The organism is Halomarinibacterium sedimenti (assembly GCF_019312585.1).
In the GTDB taxonomy this organism is placed as follows: Bacteria; Bacteroidota; Bacteroidia; order Flavobacteriales; family Flavobacteriaceae; genus Halomarinibacterium; species Halomarinibacterium sedimenti.
The window spans coordinates 16,253-35,457 of record NZ_JAHWDP010000008.1 but is presented as its reverse complement, the minus strand read 5'-3'; the positions used below and the strand labels follow the sequence as shown (position 1 = coordinate 35,457).

Sequence of the window (19,205 nt, the reverse complement as noted above, 5' to 3'; positions counted from 1 at the left end):
CGGTGGTACTGTCTGGCTAGCTACTACTAAATCACATTCGTCTAAGGGGTCTGTACCATCAGCAATCTCATCGCCATTGGTCACTCCATCACCATCACAATCCAACGCCTCCCAAGCAGGTGTGGTTGGTAAGGTCACACTTGAGGCCATATAGCTACAGCCATCTTGGGGATCTGTTCCATCAATAATTTCATCTCCATTGGTCACTCCATCCCCATCACAGTCTATTGTATTCCAAGAAGTGGTAACATTAGCTATTACTTGATCTGCTTGATTATAATCACAAGGATCGAACGGGTTTGTGTCATTTGGACCATTGTTGTTAATACCATCACCATCCTCATCAACCTCATCTCCATTTGTCACTCCATCTCCATCACAATCTGCGGCAGCCCAAATATCATAAGCGGTTTGCTCTGGGGTACTTGGCGCATTTGGATTTGGCGGTATTGTTTGTGCTGTTACATCACAAGGGTCAAATGGATCTGTTCCATTGGTTGCTTCTGTTCCATTGTCTTCACCATCACCATCACAATCTGCAGTAGCCCAAACTCCATAGTTAGGATTACTTGGAATTGGAATGGTAGCAATACTTACATCACAAGGATCAAATGGATTTGTTCCATTAGTTACTTCTACACCATTACTCTCACCATCGCCATCACAGTCTGCTGCGGCCCAAACATTATAAGCATTTTGAGCAGGTGTTCCAGGTGCATTTGGATTGGTTTGTACGGTCTGCGTCGCAACGTCACATGGATCATAAGGATCTGTTCCATCTATTGTAGCTTCTGTACCATTATCGACGCCATCACCATCACAATCTGCTGCAGCCCAAATAGAATAATTAGGGTCTGCAGGATTTGGAATTACTTGATTTGTTACACTACAAGGGTCGAGAGGATCTGTGCCATCATTTTGTTCTTGTCCATTACTAGTCCCATCGCCGTCACAATCTGCTAGTAACCACATTGTAGTTTGAGGTAAGCTTATTAGTACTGGATTATAATCACAAGGGTTTTGAGGGTCTGTTCCACTAGCAATTTCATCGCCATTGGTTACACCATCGCCATCGCAATCTGTGTTGTTCCAAGTTGGACCTACATTTGCAAGATTCTGACTTGTTACTAAATAGTCACAAGGGTCATATGGGTCTGTACCATCGACATTCGCTTCTGTTCCATTAGTTACCCCATCTTCATCACAGTCTGCAGCTTGCCAAATAGGGTTTGAAGAATCGTAGCCAGTATAACCCGGAGCTTGAACTGGATCACAAGGGTTGTTTGGGTCTGAGTCCACATTATCAGTAACGCCATCTCCATCTGTATCCCCTATAATTATAATAGATACAATAGCCTGCGAGCAAATATCCTCTGGACCTGGGCCTAACGGTGTAATATCATTACAAACTTCATATACTACAGTAACAGTTGTGTTACCTTCACTTGCCAGTGGTGTATAAATCAACTCACCAGTATCTGGGTCAAATACTATCGTACCAGCAGCTGTCCCAGTTCCTGTATCAGTTATGTAAATCGTACCCGTTGAACTAGGATCATTGTTTGAAAAATAATCATCATTCCCAATAATTTGAATATTTTGTGGAATACCAATAACTGCGGAATCTGAATCATCAATTGCCATAGGTGTTAAAGGATTAGGATCCGTTGTATCTGGATTTCCGTCATTATCATCATCCAAATCGCACAAATTGGCAATGCCATCACCATCATTGTCTGGACCAAAAGTTGTCACAGTTGCATTTGTCCCTAGATAACTGGCAGCGATAACAGTCCCATCAGGGTTAGTTGGTGGCGGGGTTCCGGTACCATATTCTCCACCGTCCCCTCCATCTGCGTTCAAATCATTGTAGGCTTCATTAGCATCTGTACAATTGTCACTATCAGAATCTAAATCTAAATGGTTTGGAATTCCATCTAAATCTATATCGAAAGCATCTGGTATACCATCTAGATTACTATCTGTATAATTTGTAATTGAGCCATCCCCTGTCCCATTATCAATTGAATCTGCATAATTATATATCCCATCTCCGTCTTCATCACCAAACTCATCCAATCCTGGGTATTCATCAGTATCTAAAATACCATCATTATCATCATCAAGATCGACTGAGTCAAGAACTCCATCTCCATCTGAATCTCTAGAATCACGATAATCTACATCTCCACCTGAGCCAACATCTCCATCCGAGTCAGGCAATAAAGTTGGATCATCAATATTTCCATTAGGATCCGTTAAGTCATTTGTCGTATCCACTGCATCGTCAAGTCCATCAAAATCTGTATCTAGTCCAGATAAAATAATTCCGGCTTCATTAGTATCGTAAATTCCATCATTATCTGAGTCAAAGTCTAAAACATCTGCATTATCAATACCATCAGTATTTACAATAGAAATTCCTTCACCATTTCCTGGAGCACTTTCATAATTATCATCTAATCCATTTAAATCTGCATCAAATGTACTTGGGGATATATAACCATTCGTTGTTTGACCTTCAATATTATCTGGAATTCCATCATTATCAGAATCTAAATCATAAGCATCAGGCACTCCATCAAGATCAAAATCAAAATTATCATTAATCGTATCTCCATTTGTATCTACATAACCTGGTATATCAGGATCTCTAAAGTTTAGAATTGCATCACCATCTGCATCAGCTCCAGGGTCTAACCCGGTACCACCGGATTCATCTAAATCCAAAATACCGTCATTATCATCATCAATATCAGTGATATCCGATACCCCATCATCATCCCAATCGAGAGGATCAGGTCCTATTTCACAACCAAAACCATCATTTTGACCAGATGGATTGGCAATTAATATCTTTACTAGATTAACCGAAGCCGGATTAGCGACATTTGTAATTTTATATATTGCACCATTCAAATTATTGAAGGTATAAAAATTACCAAATCGATCTTGCCAAGCCGCACCCCAACCATTACCGTGAGCTATGCCATCTAGGCTATTATCCACTGTTAATGCTCTGTTAGTAACTGTATTTCCTACTAAATCAATTACTCGAAGCGTTGAAAAACCAGCAACACCATAGATGCTATTTCCCAGAAGAGAGAAATCATTTGAACCTCCTGCTCCGGCTATTACTACTTCGGTTACGGGTATTGAGGCCGGATAACTTGCAATACCTGTAACATCAAAACGTACAATACTATTCCCATTTACGAATCCGACGAAATCGCCTTGTGCGAACAGGACATTATTGAAGTTTACAGAATTACCTGTTATATTAATATCTCCTATATAATTGTAATTGTTGGCAGGATCATAAACTCGGACTGTTGATCCTCCGGTACTAGAATATACATATTGAGTTGTGGCGTTATAAGCCGAATTTGAAGCACTAATGTTAGTTACTCCAGGAAATTGACCGACAAGAACATATGATTGCTGAAAATTATTATACCTATATATTTCTGTAACACCAGCACCTGCATTACCAATAGTTTGATATAATGTATTAACAGGTCCACAAACAATTTGGGCTTGCAAATTATTGGCTAAAAGGGATCCCAAGATAATTGAATACAATACCCATACCTTATTAAGGCTACGGTATATTTTACTTTTTTTAGAATAAATATTTCTCATATGAAATGAATTATTTAATTGTCTTTTTTATGAATTCCAAGGCGTTATATCTATTGAATAAATGAAAAGTCCAAAAAGAAATTTATCACGGCCAAGTGTATTATTATCAAAAAAAAAAGCACTCATAAATCAAGCGAGCACTTTTTATTCCTAAAAATGTAATAGAATTTTAAAATCATAAATATTGAACCAAGTAGGATTATATAAATACTATGGTATTCGTAAAATTTTAATTGAAAAAGTTCGCTTATAATGGGGGAGCGAACTAATTATGACAAATATAGAGTTAAAATGTTAAGATTTTTAACATTTTTATCGATAAAAAGTAAAATATATCGAAAAAAGACATTCTATTCGTTTAACTGTAACTTTTTATCGTTGTATTGCGTATTTTAAAATGAAATTTAACAATTTATTATTAGATAAAATGCAATATAAATCGTTAAAACACCTTTATTGATAAATTTCTATGCGTAATACCTTTAGGATAAAAATAAAATTTTATCGATAAAGTGTAGGAAAAATCCGACAAAAATACAAAAAACATACTTTTTTCATGCTATTTTATTTTAACAAATTCCAGTCTAAATTTGACCTTGAATTTTAACCAAAACCTATCATCATGAAAAAAGTTATCCTTACCTTAGCAATGCTTACTTTAATTGTAGCCGCTAGTTGCACACCAGAATCATTAGCCAGTGACCAACAACAAATCGATAAAGACAAATACGAAATTCCGCCAAACGGATAATAGAAAAGGTAAAATAATCTTAGGGGTATTCCTCTCTATTTTGCTAGTGACTACCCCTTTTTTATTTTACATATATAAATTTGCACCTTCTGAAGCAACAGAATGGAAAACCATTTTTGGAACCATCCATTCTGGAGGTTTTGGAAGTGTTCAAATGTATATGCATGCGCTATTCACAAAAATTATCTTTGTGATGTTAACAGGCATATGGTTCCTCACTTCGCAAAACTGGTGGAAATATGCCATATTAGTTCCATTAACGCTGTTTCTTTTTCAACTCTCTGGTGTTGTAAATGCCAAAATGGAATATATAGATGAGTTTGATTTTTGGTATTCTTTACCAGTAGTATTACCCATCCTATTCTTCCTTATATATATATCATACATCATTAGCAAAAAAAGAACCGGCTATGATGACCTAAAAGACGATGTCGATCGAGAAATAAAGAAGATTTTAAGCGACGATTTATAACATGCAAAAAGCCGAATCAAATGATTCGGCCTTTTTTTGTACAGAAGGCGGGACTTGAACCCGCACGAGCATTACTGCCCACTGGATTTTAAGTCCAGCGTGTCTACCAATTCCACCACTTCTGCTTCCTTTGGTAAAAAGACTTGTTTTTCGGTCTTTCGAGCGAAAAACGGGATTCGAACCCGCGACCTCAACCTTGGCAAGGTTGCGCTCTACCAACTGAGCTATTTTCGCGAATTATTAAGAACGTTGCTTCTTTAACAAAGCGGGAGCAAATTTAAAATATTTAACGCAATTACAAAGAGTTTTTTAGAATTTTATGAAAGACTTATTTTTTCAACTTCACTGAAGCATTTCGTTGCAGGGTACGCTTTATTTCATTGAGCTTCATTAAAGCTTCTACAGGTGTCAATGTATCGATGTCTGTTTCTAAAATTTGATCTCTAATTTCTTCCAGCAATGGATCATCCAATTTAAAAAAACTTAATTGCAGTTCTTCTTTAGAAAGTTTTACCATTTCATCTGATAGTTCTTCAGAAGAATGTGATTTTTCTAAACGCACCAAAATTTTATTTGCACGTTGTATCACTGCTTGAGGCATACCAGCCATTTTCGCAACATGAATCCCGAAACTATGGTGAGAACCTCCAGGCACTAATTTTCGAAGAAATAATACATTGTCTTTTAACTCCTTTACCGAAACATTATAGTTTTTAATTCTATTGAAAGTTTCAGTCATTTCGTTGAGTTCATGATAATGGGTGGCAAAAAGTGTTTTTGCTTTTGAAGGGTGTTCATGCAAATATTCACTGATGGCCCAAGCTATGGAAATTCCATCATAAGTACTGGTCCCACGGCCAATTTCATCAAGCAACACTAAACTTCTTTCGGAAATATTATTAAGAATACTAGCCGTTTCGTTCATCTCCACCATAAACGTTGACTCCCCCATGGAAATATTATCACTCGCTCCTACCCTTGTAAAAATTTTATCGACACAGCCCATTCGCACTCCCTTGGCAGGAACAAAACTTCCCATTTGAGCCAACAAGACTATTAATGCCGTTTGTCTTAAAATAGCACTTTTACCACTCATATTGGGCCCCGTAATCATGATGATTTGTTGGTTCTCCCGGTCTAAAAACACATCATTAGCAATATAGGGCGTGTCTGGTGGTAATTGCTTTTCAATAACAGGATGACGCCCTTCTTTAATGTCTAAATCGAAAGAATCATCCAGCAGAGGACGTGAGTAATTTGCTAATTTGGCTTGTTGAGCGAATGATGAAAGGCAATCTAATTGTGCTACCGCTTTTGCTGTTTGTTGTACCGCATCAATAAAGGGCAACATCCATTGTACCAATTTTGCAAAAATATCTTGCTCCAAAGCCAGAATCCGTTCTTCGGCACCCAAAATTTTACTTTCGTATTCTTTTAGCTCTTCAGTGATATAACGTTCGGCACTTACCAATGTTTGCTTTCTAATCCATTCTTGGGGCACTTTATCTTTGTGGGTGTTACGTACTTCAATGTAATACCCAAAAACGTTATTAGAAGCTATTTTCAGAGATGTAATTCCGGTGCGTTCCTGCTCTCTTTCCAGCATCTTATCAAGGTAATCCTTCCCTCCCTTGGCAATACCTCTCAATTCATCCAACTCTTCATTGACACCTGGAGCAATAGCATTTCCTTTTAAAATATTGACGGGTGCTTCCTCTTTAAGTGTTCCTTTTATTTTATTCCGAAGTGTTTCACAATCTTGTAGTTGTTCTCCAATAATTTGAAGCGATTCATTTTTCGAGTCCTTTGCTAAAGCTTTTAACGGCACCACAGCTTCCAACGAATTTTTTAGCTGAATGACCTCTCTGGGATGAATTTTCCCAGTGGCCGTTTTCGAAATAAGCCGTTCTAAATCTCCTATCCTTTTTATATGTTGCTGCGCCTTTTCCAAAAGGGGTAGATGGTCTAATAAATAACTCACCACCTCATGCCGCTGCACTATTTTTTCCTTATTTTTAAGTGGTAACGCCAACCAACGCTTCATCAACCGCCCACCCATAGGAGAAATAGTTTTATCAATAACATCAAGCAGCGTTACAGCATTTGAAGAATTTCCATGGTATAATTCTAAATTCCGAATGGTAAAACGGTCCATCCACACATATTCGTCTTCAGCAATTCTGGAAATTCGTGCAATGTGTTTTAACTGGTTGTGTTGTGTTTCACTTAAATAATGAAGTGCCGCTCCCGAGGCAATGATACCTGCATCCAGATGATCGATTCCAAAACCTTTCAAATTAATAGTTTCGAAGTGTTTGTTTAGGGTTTCATGAGCATAATCCTTTTGAAAAACCCAATCTTCGAGGTGAAATACATGAAAATCATTACCAAAACTTTCCGTAAAAAGTTTGCGCTTTTGTTTACTGAAAAGCACTTCGGAAGGGTTGAAATTCTGAAGCAATTTATCGATGTATTCCACAGGACCTTGAGACGTTAAAAACTCGCCAGTCGATACATCCAAAAATGAAACCCCCACGATATCGCCTTCGAAGTGAAGGGCTGCCAAAAAGTTGTTCGAATTACTTTGAAGAATATCATCGTTTAACGCCACACCTGGAGTCACCAATTCAGTGACGCCCCGCTTTACAATCGTTTTAGTTTGCTTAGGATCTTCCAATTGATCGCAAATAGCTACACGGCAACCTGCCATCACTAGTTTGGGCAAATAGGTATTTACAGAATGATGCGGAAAACCCGCCAATTCGGTCATGTCTCCTCCGTTATTCCTGGCCGTTAAAGTGATGTTCAAAATTTTGGCAGCTCGCACAGCGTCTTCTCCAAAAGTCTCGTAAAAATCTCCTACCCGAAATAGCAATAGTGCATCAGGATATTTCGCCTTGATGGTATTGTATTGTTTCATTAATGGAGTGACCTTTTTCGCCATATATTTTTAAGGAAAAGAGAATAGCTAAAATAATTATTTATCAAGTTTTTAAAGTAAAATATAGCCAATAGTTTTAGAAAGTTTTTCACAAAAAACACCTTCAGAAAAATATTGAATGTTAATCTAAGAGGTGCTAAATAAGAATGATTATATGTTCAACAGAACACCGGAATGTTTTACCTTCGCTTTGCGAGTAAAGTTTTACCTTTGTGTTTTCTTCATTATATGAAACATCGAAAATTAAAAAATAGTGAATTGGATCGAATTTCTCCTTCAGAATTTAAAGAAGTACAGAAATCGCCCATCATTATTATACTCGACAATATTAGAAGTTTGAATAATATTGGCTCTGTTTTTCGTACGGCCGATGCCTTTTTAATTGAAAAAATTTATTTGTGTGGCATCACCGCTACCCCACCCCATAAAGATATTACTAAAACAGCGCTGGGTGCTACCGAAAGTGTACGCTGGGAATATTCGAAAAGCACTTTGGAAGTCATTGAAAAACTAAAATTAGAAGCTGTTCATATCATTGCGATTGAACAGGCTGAACATTCCGTTTCTCTTTTAGATTTTAAGCTCCAGAAAAATAAAAAATATGCCTTTGTCTTTGGTAACGAAGTAAAAGGAGTTACTCAAGACGTGGTAAATGCAAGTGACGCTGTTGTTGAAATTCCACAATACGGCACAAAACATTCTCTTAATATTTCAGTGAGTACTGGGGTAGTAATTTGGGATGCTTTTTCAAAACTAAAAGCGCTTAGTCCATAACTTCTTTTAGTACCGACAAGTAATCTTTTCTATTATTTACAAAATCTCTTTCTGAAACATCGATGAGTTTTACATTTCCAGCATGTTGGGTTTTAATGAAATCCAGATACCCTTCATTAATCTTCATTAAATATTCTGCCTCAATACTCTGCTCATACTTTCTTCCTCGCTTTTTAATATTTTCAAGCAACCTTTCGGTGGTTTGATATAGATACATATACAAATCGGGTTTGGGCAATTCTTTGTGCATTAAATGGAACAGTTTTTTGTACAAACTGTGTTCCTCTTCCGAAAGTGTGATTTTCGCAAAAATCATACTTTTATACACATCGTAATCTGCTACTACACAATCCTTAAACAAATCATATTGTGTAATATCTTCCACCAATTGCTGATATCGATCTGCTAAAAAAGACATTTCTAATGGAAAGGCATATCGACTTGGCTCCTGATAAAACTTAGGTAAAAAAGGATTCTCTTTAAAGCGTTCTAAAATTAGTTTTGCATTAAAATCGGATGCTATTTGCTGCGCCAAACTCGTTTTCCCTGCACCAATATTTCCTTCGATGGCAATATAATTATACTTGGAAATAGTGTAGTCTTTTCTTGGGTTTTTAAGCCATTTTGAAAGCTTTATAACCTCGCTAGTATCTTCGGTTTTTGCTAGCATCCAAATGACATTTTTCAATAGCTTGGGATGAGTCACCTGGGCATTCACCTCAGCGAGGGGCTGTAACACAAACTTTCTGTTTTGAAGTTCGGGATGTGGGATGGTTAGTTTTTGTGTTTCAATTTCTACATCGTCATATAGCAATATATCTATATCGATTGGCCGAGAGGTATATTTTTTTAGGCTGTTTCGTTCTCTCCCCATCTGTTTTTCAATAGTGAGGATTTTTTTAAGAACTTTATTAGGCGCTAACGCACTTTGAACCCAAACCACACAATTTAGAAAATCATCTCCTTCAAATCCCAAGGCTGGCGTTTCATAAACCGACGATATTTTGTAAATGCTTCCAATCTCTTCAAAAATCGCATGTACGGCTGTTTGAAGATTATCAAACTTGTTTCCAAGATTGCTCCCAAGAGAGAGATATATGTTTTGTAGTGGTTTTATAATGTGTTACTTTTACTCTTAAAGCGAGCGTTATTTATAAATTTATTGCTTTCTTATTTTAGGTAACGAAAATAAACAACCCTTTCAAAAGGGCATCAATAAACCGTAAAAAAAACTATTTGAAAACCAAAGACGCCCTTTTTGCTCAACGCATTTATTTACTGTTAGCGTCGCTATTCATCTGCTCGTTGGTGGTTTCCAATCTCATATTTCAGAAATTTTTTTACTGGGACTTTTTTGGACTCTACACCTTCGAAATTTCCGTAGGCATCCTACCCTATCCCATTACGTTTTTAATCACCGATATTATTAGTGAAGTGTACGGAAAGAAAAAAGCCAATCAGGTAGTAACTATGGGGATTTTCGCTTCATTTTTTTCCTTATTTATCATTTATATTTCTAACGAGGTTCCGGCGACTACGTGGAGTCCCGTAGATGATGCTTTATTTAGTAAAGTTTTTGGCGCGACGGCCGTTGCCGTTTTTGCCTCCATGATGGCATACTTATTTGCACAGTTTATAGACATACAAATATTTCATTTTTGGAAGCGAATTACCAAAGGGAAACACCTCTGGCTTCGAAATAACTTTTCAACCTTTACCTCCCAATTTATTGATACGTTTACCGTGTTGTTTCTCTTGTGTAGCTTCGGAAAAATAGATTGGGCACTTTTTGGTGGTTTATTGCTAAGTGGCTTTCTTTTTAAGATTTTTATAGCATTAATTGACACACCTTTTTTATATCTTTCGGTATATGCACTTCGCCAAAAATTTGGATTACCTATGGGCGGAGAATTGCAATTGGAAAACTAAAAGACTTATTTGACAATGACGAAGAAAAAAATACTAAAAATAGTAGGGATTTTTCTACTACTTATGTTGCTATTACTGGCCCTTACCCCAATATTTTTTAAAGGCACCATGGAGCGATTAGTGAAACGAAGTATCGATGCTAATTTAAATGCCGATGTTGCTTGGGAAGATTTTGATCTTACCCTTTTTCGAAGTTTTCCAGATGCAGCACTTACCATAAAAAACTTTAGAGTTATAAACAGGAGTCCATTTGAAGGGGATACCCTAGCTAGTGGAGCATTTTTGAAGCTGGATTTGGGCATTACACAACTTTTCAAAAGCGAAAACGAATCGATCGTAATAGACGCCCTTTATTTTGAAAAAACCTTTGTGAATATATTAATCGATTCAACCGGTCAAACCAATTATGACATTGCCATTAAAAGCGATTCGCCAATAGCTGATGATACAAAAACAAATACAGGGTTTACCTTCGATTTGAAGAAATACGAATTGAAAAATTCGCGAATAAACTATTTGGACAAAGCCACACAGACTTTTTTAATGCTAAAAAATGTAAATCATACTGGAAAAGGTGATTTTTCATTGGCACAATCTGAACTGGAAACAAAAACAAGCGCTCTGGCTTCCTTGCGTATTGAAGATATTGAATATTTAAGCGAGAATAGTGTTTCGCTCGATGCCATTTTCCAAATGGATTTTGAAGAACAGAAGTATGCGTTTCTTGAAAATGAAGCTAAGATTAATGAGCTTCCACTCACCTTTGATGGTTTTGTAAAAATAAACGAAAACAACAACGAAATTGACATTACCTTTAAAACACCATCTTCTGACTTTAAAAATTTTTTAGCCGTAATTCCAAAGGTATATGTTAAAGAAATTGATGGAGTTTCCACTACAGGAAGCTTTACCGTAGATGGAATGCTTAAAGGGATTGTCGATGACGACCACATCCCGACAATGGATATAAAAATTGCCAGTGAAAATGCATCCTTTAAATATCCTGACTTACCCAAAGCAGTTCAAAATATTTCCATCGATGCCACTTTAAAAAATGAAACGGGGCTAGTAAAGGATACCTATCTCAATATTGGAGGAATGACCTTTAAAATTGACAATGAAGTCTTTTCGGCAAGTGGGAATTTACAAAATCTTACAGCCAACGTTTTAGTGAACCTAGCCCTCAAAGGAACCCTTAACCTAGCCAATATTGAAAAAGTGTTACCAATTGAATTGGAACAAGATTTAACGGGAATATTTAAAGCCGATTTTACTACCAATTTTGACATGGAATCGGTTGAAAAAGAACAATATCAAAACATAAAAAGCTCAGGGACAGCTAGTTTAAAAGACTTCGCTTATCAAGATGCCGCTTTCAAAAATGCCATTCAAATAGCAGATGCCAATGTTACCTTCTTTCCTGGAAATATAAAATTGAATTCCTTAACGGCAAGTTCTGGGCAAACCGATTTAAAAGCAAGTGGAACCATTCAAAATTTAATTCCGTGGATATTAGCTAAACAAGATTTAAAAGGAAATTTTACAGCGCAATCCAATACGTTCAACCTTGACGATTTTATGACTGCTGAAGAAAACACTTTAGCAAACGGAAAGCAAGCAGAGGATGACGATGTTATTAAAATTCCAGATTTTCTCAATGCCACTTTAAATTTTACGGCCAATAAAGTGATTTATGATAATGTAAACCTTACAAATGTAAAAGGAGCCATAAGCATTAAAGATGAAGCAGCGTCTTTAAGTAATGTATCCTCTTCTGCCTTTGGTGGGGATATTTTATTTTCTGGAAATGTATCCACAAAAGATAAAATTCCAAGTTTTACGATGGACCTGGATTTAAAAAAGATTGATATTGGTGAATCCTTTGGTCAACTTGATTTACTCAAATATTTTGCTCCTATCGCAAAAGCGCTCGATGGTGACATAAACACCACCATAAAACTAAATGGTAGCCTTAACAAAGATATGACTCCAAATTTAGCTACGCTTGCTGGAAACGCCTTGGCACAAATAATTACCGCCGAAGTAAACCCTCAAGAAGCACCATTGCTTACTAAATTAGGAGAAAAAGTATCTTTTTTAAATATTGACAAATTAAGCCTTCGTGATTTAAGCACGGCTTTTTCCTTCAATGATGGTAAAATTGAAGTCCAACCTTTCGATTTTAATGTGAAAGGTGTAAAAATTACCGCAGCTGGTAGCCACGGTTTAGACAAAACCATTGACTATAACCTCACTATGGATGTTCCAGCACATTATTTGGGAGGGGAGGTTAATAAACTATTAGCCAAGTTAGACCCTGAGGAAGCAAAAAATATGACGGTTGTAATCCCGGCAGGTTTAAAAGGAAATTTTACAAGTCCACAGGTTTCATTAAAAACAGAAGACGCTGTTAAAATGCTTACACAAAAACTTATCGATAAACAAAAGCAAGATTTAAAAGATAAAGGAATAGATATTTTAAAAGATATTACCAATGTTGTTAAAGACAAACCGAAGGACTCAACAGGAACTCAAGAATCTACTAAGCCTCAAACCACCACAGACGTTGTAAAAGATATTTTTGGAAACATTTTTGGAAAAAAGAAAAAGCAGGACAGTATCAAAGACGGGAATTAAAGCACTGAAATTCCAACATAAAGTCCTTCATTGCCTCGAATATTAAATACGGTTTGGTCTTCAAAAATAAGGTATTGTCCTTTTATACCCTTCAAAACACCAGTGTACTCAATGGCTTTTTCTAAATTGAGACTTTTGGGCTTTATTGGGTATTGAAGTACTGGAAATTCTAAATTAGTTTCCGTATTGTTTTCAATATAATAGGGTTTTGCTTCCTCTGGAATAAATTGTTTGAGCTCATTTCTCCAAGCCACCAAATCCTCATCTTTAATTTCATTTTTAAGCATGGTTCTCCAATTGGTTTTATCACTTATGTGGTCTTTTAAAGCCACTTCGGTAATTCCTGCCAAATAACGATTGGGGACCTCAACTATTTCTATGGCTTCATGAGCCCCTTGATCTATCCAACGTGTTGGCACTTGACTTTTTCTTGTAACCCCCACTTTAATGTTGCTACTATTGGCTAGATAGACCACATGAGGCTGGATTTGAACTTTTTTTTCAAATTCCAAATCCCTATCCTCTTGGTCCAAATGAGCCTTACTTAATTCTGGGCGCATGACCCAATCTGCTGCTTGTGGCACTTCAAAAAAGCAGCTTTTACAAAATCCTTGTCGAAAAATTGGTCTATCCAATCCACAATTTAAACATTGGTATTTTATAAATTTAAGGGTGACGTTTTTATCAAGTAACTGGTTTACATTGATAAAGTTACTTTCAAGAATTAAGTAATACTGAATGGGCGAACCATTTTCAGTTTCCATTTTTGTGAGAACTCCTTCAAACTGCATATAAAAAATTACTATTTTTAGGTTTTAAAGATAGCGGAAAAATATGCCAATTCCCATAGTCAACTCTATTGCTTCATGGTTTTTAAAGAAACGGTTTCACCAAATCGAACTTTTTCTTAAATACCCACTTGAAGTACAAGAAGAACTTTTAATGAACCTTTTACAGAAGGCTAAGAATACCGAAATTGGCAAGCAGTATGAATTTTCTACCATAAAAAACTACACCGAATTTTCAAACAGAATCCCTATCACAACCTACGAAGATAACGAGCCCAATATAGAGCGTGCGCGTCGGGGAGAGCACAATATTTTTTGGCCAACTCCTATTAAATGGTTTGCTAAGTCGAGCGGGACTACCAATGCAAAAAGCAAATTTATTCCTGTTAGTCAGGATTCTTTAGAAGATTGTCATTATGCCGCAAGTAAAGATTTATTATGTATTTATTTTAATAATAATCCCGAATCTCAATTGTTTGTTGGCAAAAGTTTACGCCTTGGCGGCAGTAAGGAATTGTACAAACAAAACGGAACTGCCTTTGGTGATCTATCGGCTATTTTAATAGACAATATGCCGTTTTGGGCAGAGTTTAGTAGCACCCCAAGCAACGAAGTTTCCCTAATGGCAGATTGGGAAACTAAAATGCAGGCCATTGTAGACGAAACCATTAAAGAAAAAGTAACGAGCCTTGCAGGTGTTCCTTCGTGGATGCTAGTATTACTGAATAATGTATTACAAACTACCCGAAAAGATAGTTTATTCGAAATTTGGCCTAGTTTGGAGGTTTATTTTCACGGTGGGGTGAGTTTTGATCCGTATGTAGATCAATACAAAAAAATACTCCCAAAGGAGGATTTTCTCTATTATGAAATTTATAATGCTTCGGAAGGATTTTTTGCCATTCAAGACCAGAATAAGAGTAAAGAATTATTGTTGATGCTTGACTACGGAATTTTTTACGAGTTTATACCTATGGATGCTTTTGGAAGTCGCGAAGAAAAAGTCATTCCTTTAAGTGAAGTTGAACTAGATAAAAATTATGCCATAGTCATAACTACAAATGCTGGATTATGGCGTTATAAAATAGGTGATACGGTTCGATTTACTTCTATAAACCCATATCGCATTAAAGTGACTGGACGCACCAAACACCACATTAATGTTTTTGGTGAAGAACTCATCATTGAAAATGCCGAAGCCGCATTAAAGAAGTCTGCTCAACTAACCGAATGCGAAATAGTCGATTTTACGGCTGGTCCCATCTTTATGAAGGGTAAAGAGAAAGGAGCTCATGAATGGATTATTGAGTTTAAAACGCCCCCTAAAAACTTTGAACAATTCACGGAAATATTCGATAAATCACTTCAGGAAGTCAATAGCGATTATGAAGCAAAACGCTTTAATAATACTACATTAAAAGCTCCAAAAATACACGCTGCAAGGGAAAATCTATTTTACGATTGGTTAAAAGATAAAGGAAAATTGGGCGGGCAACATAAAATTCCAAGACTCTCAAATTCCAGAGATTTTATTGAAGAATTGCTACAAATTAACGGTTAAACCAAAGCTAAATTTACACTTTATCGATTATTTTAATAGGTACAACTAAAAGATTTGGTAGTACTTTTCTTACAATATACATTTGTTTTATAATATTACAATTGGGGCTGTAATGAGAACATTATTAACTATACTTTGCATAGCATTTCTTGCTAGCTTAACTTCTTGTGGAAGTGTTCAATCTCACATAAACACAAATAAAGAAATAGCTGGATATACGCTTAAAAGCAAAAAGGAATTACTACAACAAAAGGTATTACATACCTCAATAAAAACTGTTGTTGTACAACCTTAGAATTAATTTTACATAAGAAGTAAAAACCCTCAAATATTGAGGGTTTTTTATTATATATGGTATTGTTGTTTAAGAAACTGCTTTCAACTTTTTAATGGTAGCTTTGCTCAGCTTCTCTTCTACATATTCTTTTGTTACATGTAATTTTTTATCGTTTGTACCTGGAAGTTCAAACATAGCATCTGTTAGTGCTGCTTCGCATAAAGATCGCAAACCACGTGCTCCTAACTTATATTCAATAGCTTGATCCACAATAAAATCTAGAGCTTCTTCCGTAATAACAAACTCGATATCATCCATTTCAAACAGTTTTTTGTACTGCTTTATGATGGCGTTTTTAGGCTCGGTTAAAATAGCCCGTAGCGTTCCTTTATCTAGAGGATTCATATAGGCTAAGACTGGGAGTCTTCCAATAATCTCAGGAATTAACCCAAATTCTTTTAAGTCCTTCGGAATGATATATCGCAATAAATTATCCCGTTCTAAAGTTTCTTCCTTTTTGGAAGCACTAAAGCCCACCGCTTGCATATTCAAACGTTTGGAAATATGCCGCTCAATCCCATCAAAAGCTCCTCCAGCAATAAACAGAATATTTTCGGTATTGACTTCAATAAATTTTTGGTCTGGGTGCTTACGTCCACCCTTTGGTGGAACATTAACTACAGTTCCTTCCAAAAGTTTCAACAACGCTTGCTGTACTCCTTCCCCACTCACGTCACGAGTAATGGATGGATTATCACTTTTACGCGCAATTTTATCTATTTCGTCAATAAATACGATTCCGTTTTGAGCTTTTTCAAGATTGTAATCTGCCGCTTGAAGTAGTCTCGTTAAAATACTTTCCACATCTTCTCCCACATAGCCAGCTTCTGTTAACACCGTTGCATCTACAATGGCAAGTGGGACATTTAACATTCTGGCAATAGTCTTGGCCATCAATGTTTTTCCTGTACCCGTTTGCCCAACAATAATGATATTACTTTTCTGAATTTCAATATCATCGTCCGTCTTGGTTTGAAGCAATCGTTTGTAGTGATTATATACTGCTACAGACATTACTTTTTTGGTATGATCTTGCCCAATGATGTAATCGTCCAAAAATTCCTTGATGGATTTTGGCTTCTTTAGCATCATATCCTTAGAAAGTTCGGCATTTTCAGAATGTAACGCCTCCTCAATGACAATACCATGAGCCTGCTCTATACAGCGATCACAAATATGTGCATCTAAGCCTGCAATAAGCAAATTGGTTTCGGCTTTTTTACGACCGCAAAAGGAACATTCTAATTCTTCTTTCGACATGTGTCTTGATTTAAGTTTTTAGCTTCGGGTAAGGATTTCATCAATCATTCCATATTCCAAAGCTTTATCTGCTTTCATCCAATAATCACGATCACTATCCTCGTATACCTTATCAAATTTTTGCCCAGAGTGCTTCGCGATGATTTCGTACAATTCATTTTTTAAGGTCAATATCTCTTTAGCTGTAATTTCAATATCGCTTGCCTGTCCTTGTGCACCACCCATTGGCTGGTGAATCATCACACGAGAGTGGGTTAATCCGCTTCGTTTCCCTTTTTGACCAGCACACAATAATACTGCTGCCATAGAAGCTGCCATTCCAGTACAGATAGTCGCGACATCCGGCTTAATAAATTGCATGGTATCATAAATTCCTAATCCTGCATAAACACCACCTCCTGGGGAGTTGATATAAATTTGAATATCCTTTGAAGCATCCACACTTTCCAGAAACAATAACTGTGCCTGCACAATGTTTGCCACTTGGTCATTAATTCCTGTTCCAAGAAAGATAATTCTATCCATCATTAAACGCGAAAAAACGTCGAAAATAGCGATGTTCATTTGACGCTCTTCAATAATATTTGGGGTAAGTCCCACGGGATACATACTACTTACAATTTGGTCGTAATACATACTATTAATCCCTTGATCCTTAATTGCAAAGTCTTTAAATTCTTTTCCGTAGTTCATATAAATTTATTCGTTTTTTATGTAAAAAAAAGCGTTGAATTTGATGAATTCAACGCCCTAAATATACCTATTTTTTCGCTGAATTAAGCGTACGCTTCTTTTATGAATTCTTCGTACGTAACTTCCTTAGTCTTCAGTTTTGCATTTTCCTTAAAGAATTGAAGCAATTTATTAGTATTTAACTGCTCTGTTAATTTTTCTACCTCTTCTTTATTACTCATAATTCTAGCAGTAATTCCTTCTACTTCTTCATCTGTAGGGTTTATTTGACCAAATTGCATCATTTGTGCTTTAATCATATTATTTGCGTAGCTTTTTAACTCCTCAAATGTAATTTGAAGACTTTTATTTTCTTCGCGTAATTTCCCTTCAATTAATTGATAACGCAATCCTTTTTCACTTCTTTCATATTCAGCTTTTGCTTCTTCTTCGGTAAGTTTAGATTCGCCCGTTGATTTTATCCAACGCTTTAGGAAGTCTGATGGTAAGTCAAATTTTGTAGTTTCAATTAATGTTTCCACCACATCATTCAGCAATTTTTGATCACTTTGCTGCATAAATTGACGCTCGGCATCTTCTTTAATCTTTTCCTTCAATTCTTTTTCTGAAGTTACCACACCTTCACCAAACAACTTGTCGAACAACTCTTGGTTCAGTTCCGCCATTTCGCGTGTATTAATCTCTTCAATAGTCAATGTAACCTCAATATCCAACCCATGAGCATCGTCATGAGAAACGCCTAAATATTTTTGATTGTCATGGTCATCATTAAACAATCCTTTTGTTTTTAGGGTAACTACATCACCAACCTTGGCTCCAAGCAGGCTATCTAATTGTTTTTTGCCTTTAATAACATCGGTAGAAAAGGTTGCCTTATTGTTAATCTCTTTTTCTTCAGAAGTAAACGTTACTGTAATCTCGTCTTCCTTTGCCACTACTTTTTTCGAAATCAGTTTTCCATATTGTTTTCGAATGGTTTTTACTTGGTTGTCAAGCATTTTTTTATCGGCTACAACCTTATAGCTTGTTGTCGCTTTCTTTTGAAGGTCAACTTTAAAATCTGGAGTTAATCCAAGTTCAAATTCGAAAGAAAAATCTTCAGAATCCCAGTTAATATCGGCATCGTTTTTAGGAAGTGGATTCCCTAAAATATCTAATTTTTCTTCTGTTAAGTAGGTGTTTAGCTTGTCTTGAAGTAATTTGTTTACTTCTTCAACTAAAACTGCTTTACCAAACTGTTTTTTAACCATTCCCATTGGAATATGACCCTTACGGAACCCCGGTATGTTTGCATTTTTACGGTAATTAGAAAGTACTTTTTCTACGTTTGCAGCGTAGTCATCTTTTGAAATTTCTACCGTAAGTACAGCATTTAAGCTATCTATATCTTTCTTTGTAATATTCATGAAAATCCCTTAAA

12 protein-coding genes, 2 tRNA genes and 1 pseudogene are annotated in these 19,205 nt (G+C 36.2%); 6 read left to right on the top strand and 9 right to left on the bottom strand.

Features of this window, described 5'->3' with window-relative positions; translation table 11 throughout:
• Positions 1–3,642: pseudogene (locus KXJ69_RS13180) on the bottom strand (hypothetical protein); the annotation flags it as partial.
• Positions 3,643–4,264: 622 nt separating this feature from the next.
• Between KXJ69_RS13180 and KXJ69_RS13745 the strand changes: the two are divergent.
• Both KXJ69_RS13745 and KXJ69_RS13175 read left to right on the top strand, forming a co-directional pair.
• A complete protein-coding gene (locus KXJ69_RS13745) occupies positions 4,265–4,393 on the top strand; it encodes a hypothetical protein (protein WP_255571378.1) in 129 nt (42 codons plus the stop codon).
• 46 nt (positions 4,394–4,439) lie between these two features.
• Complete coding sequence (locus KXJ69_RS13175) at positions 4,440–4,865, top strand: hypothetical protein (protein WP_219053588.1); 426 nt, start codon at positions 4,440–4,442, stop codon at positions 4,863–4,865.
• A gap of 39 nt (positions 4,866–4,904) precedes the next feature.
• Here the strand turns inward: KXJ69_RS13175 and KXJ69_RS13170 are convergent.
• From KXJ69_RS13170 to mutS, 3 genes are all read right to left on the bottom strand, one after another.
• Positions 4,905–4,990 (bottom strand) — tRNA-Leu (locus KXJ69_RS13170).
• Positions 4,991–5,026: 36 nt separating this feature from the next.
• Positions 5,027–5,099 (bottom strand) — tRNA-Gly (locus KXJ69_RS13165).
• A 94-nt stretch (positions 5,100–5,193) separates the two neighbouring features.
• Entirely contained in the window at positions 5,194–7,809 is a 2,616-nt protein-coding gene (mutS, locus tag KXJ69_RS13160) for a DNA mismatch repair protein MutS (RefSeq protein ID WP_219053587.1), read from the bottom strand.
• 225 nt (positions 7,810–8,034) lie between these two features.
• On the opposite strand from mutS, the gene KXJ69_RS13155 reads away from it, so the two are divergent.
• Positions 8,035–8,580, top strand: coding sequence for an RNA methyltransferase (locus tag KXJ69_RS13155; protein ID WP_219053586.1), 546 nt, complete (start codon positions 8,035–8,037; stop codon positions 8,578–8,580).
• Here KXJ69_RS13155 and folK read toward each other — a convergent pair.
• Positions 8,570–9,697 carry a 2-amino-4-hydroxy-6-hydroxymethyldihydropteridine diphosphokinase gene (gene folK / locus KXJ69_RS13150; RefSeq protein WP_219053622.1) on the bottom strand — a complete coding sequence of 376 codons (1,128 nt, stop codon included), beginning with the start codon at positions 9,695–9,697 and terminating at the stop codon, positions 8,570–8,572. The genes KXJ69_RS13155 and folK overlap by 11 nt on opposite strands.
• A 119-nt stretch (positions 9,698–9,816) precedes the next feature.
• On the opposite strand from folK, the gene KXJ69_RS13145 reads away from it, so the two are divergent.
• Both KXJ69_RS13145 and KXJ69_RS13140 read left to right on the top strand, forming a co-directional pair.
• Positions 9,817–10,509, top strand: a complete 693-nt coding sequence (locus KXJ69_RS13145) for a queuosine precursor transporter (protein ID WP_219053585.1) — start codon at positions 9,817–9,819, stop codon at positions 10,507–10,509.
• Between the two features lie 15 nt (positions 10,510–10,524).
• Positions 10,525–13,146, top strand: a complete 2,622-nt coding sequence (locus KXJ69_RS13140; protein ID WP_219053584.1) for an AsmA-like C-terminal region-containing protein — start codon at positions 10,525–10,527, stop codon at positions 13,144–13,146.
• Here the strand turns inward: KXJ69_RS13140 and KXJ69_RS13135 are convergent.
• Positions 13,143–13,937 carry a DUF2797 domain-containing protein gene (locus KXJ69_RS13135; RefSeq protein ID WP_219053583.1) on the bottom strand — a complete coding sequence of 265 codons (795 nt, stop codon included), beginning with the start codon at positions 13,935–13,937 and terminating at the stop codon, positions 13,143–13,145. The genes KXJ69_RS13140 and KXJ69_RS13135 overlap by 4 nt on opposite strands.
• Positions 13,938–13,980: 43 nt before the next feature.
• Between KXJ69_RS13135 and KXJ69_RS13130 the strand changes: the two genes are divergently transcribed.
• A complete protein-coding gene (locus KXJ69_RS13130; protein WP_219053582.1) occupies positions 13,981–15,495 on the top strand; it encodes a GH3 auxin-responsive promoter family protein in 1,515 nt (504 codons plus the stop codon).
• A gap of 364 nt (positions 15,496–15,859) precedes the next feature.
• Here KXJ69_RS13130 and clpX read toward each other — a convergent pair whose 3' ends face one another.
• The 3 genes from clpX to tig all read right to left on the bottom strand — a co-directional run bounded on the left by clpX (position 15,860) and on the right by tig (position 19,191).
• Positions 15,860–17,092 (bottom strand): ATP-dependent Clp protease ATP-binding subunit ClpX, encoded by a 1,233-nt coding sequence (clpX, locus tag KXJ69_RS13125; RefSeq protein ID WP_219053581.1) that lies wholly within the window; start codon positions 17,090–17,092, stop codon positions 15,860–15,862.
• Positions 17,093–17,110: 18 nt separating this feature from the next.
• A complete protein-coding gene (gene clpP / locus KXJ69_RS13120) occupies positions 17,111–17,785 on the bottom strand; it encodes an ATP-dependent Clp endopeptidase proteolytic subunit ClpP (protein ID WP_219053580.1) in 675 nt (224 codons plus the stop codon).
• 83 nt (positions 17,786–17,868) lie between these two features.
• Positions 17,869–19,191: a trigger factor gene (tig, locus tag KXJ69_RS13115; RefSeq protein WP_219053579.1), complete on the bottom strand. Its 1,323-nt coding sequence runs from the start codon at positions 19,189–19,191 to the stop codon at positions 17,869–17,871.
• Positions 19,192–19,205: the final 14 nt, after the last annotated feature.

Excerpts from the sequence above, each read along its gene's own strand:
- KXJ69_RS13745 (WP_255571378.1), top strand. The coding sequence starts at position 4,265 with ATGAAAAAAGTTATCCTTACCTTAGCAATGCTTACTTTAATTGTAGCC.
- KXJ69_RS13140 (WP_219053584.1), top strand. The coding sequence starts at position 10,525 with ATGACGAAGAAAAAAATACTAAAAATAGTAGGGATTTTTCTACTACTT.
- KXJ69_RS13155 (WP_219053586.1), top strand. The coding sequence starts at position 8,035 with ATGAAACATCGAAAATTAAAAAATAGTGAATTGGATCGAATTTCTCCT.
- KXJ69_RS13130 (WP_219053582.1), top strand. The coding sequence starts at position 13,981 with ATGCCAATTCCCATAGTCAACTCTATTGCTTCATGGTTTTTAAAGAAA.
- KXJ69_RS13135 (WP_219053583.1), bottom strand. The coding sequence starts at position 13,937 with ATGCAGTTTGAAGGAGTTCTCACAAAAATGGAAACTGAAAATGGTTCG.
- clpX (WP_219053581.1), bottom strand. The coding sequence starts at position 17,092 with ATGTCGAAAGAAGAATTAGAATGTTCCTTTTGCGGTCGTAAAAAAGCC.
- clpP (WP_219053580.1), bottom strand. The coding sequence starts at position 17,785 with ATGAACTACGGAAAAGAATTTAAAGACTTTGCAATTAAGGATCAAGGG.
- tig (WP_219053579.1), bottom strand. The coding sequence starts at position 19,191 with ATGAATATTACAAAGAAAGATATAGATAGCTTAAATGCTGTACTTACG.
- mutS (WP_219053587.1), bottom strand. The coding sequence starts at position 7,809 with ATGGCGAAAAAGGTCACTCCATTAATGAAACAATACAATACCATCAAG.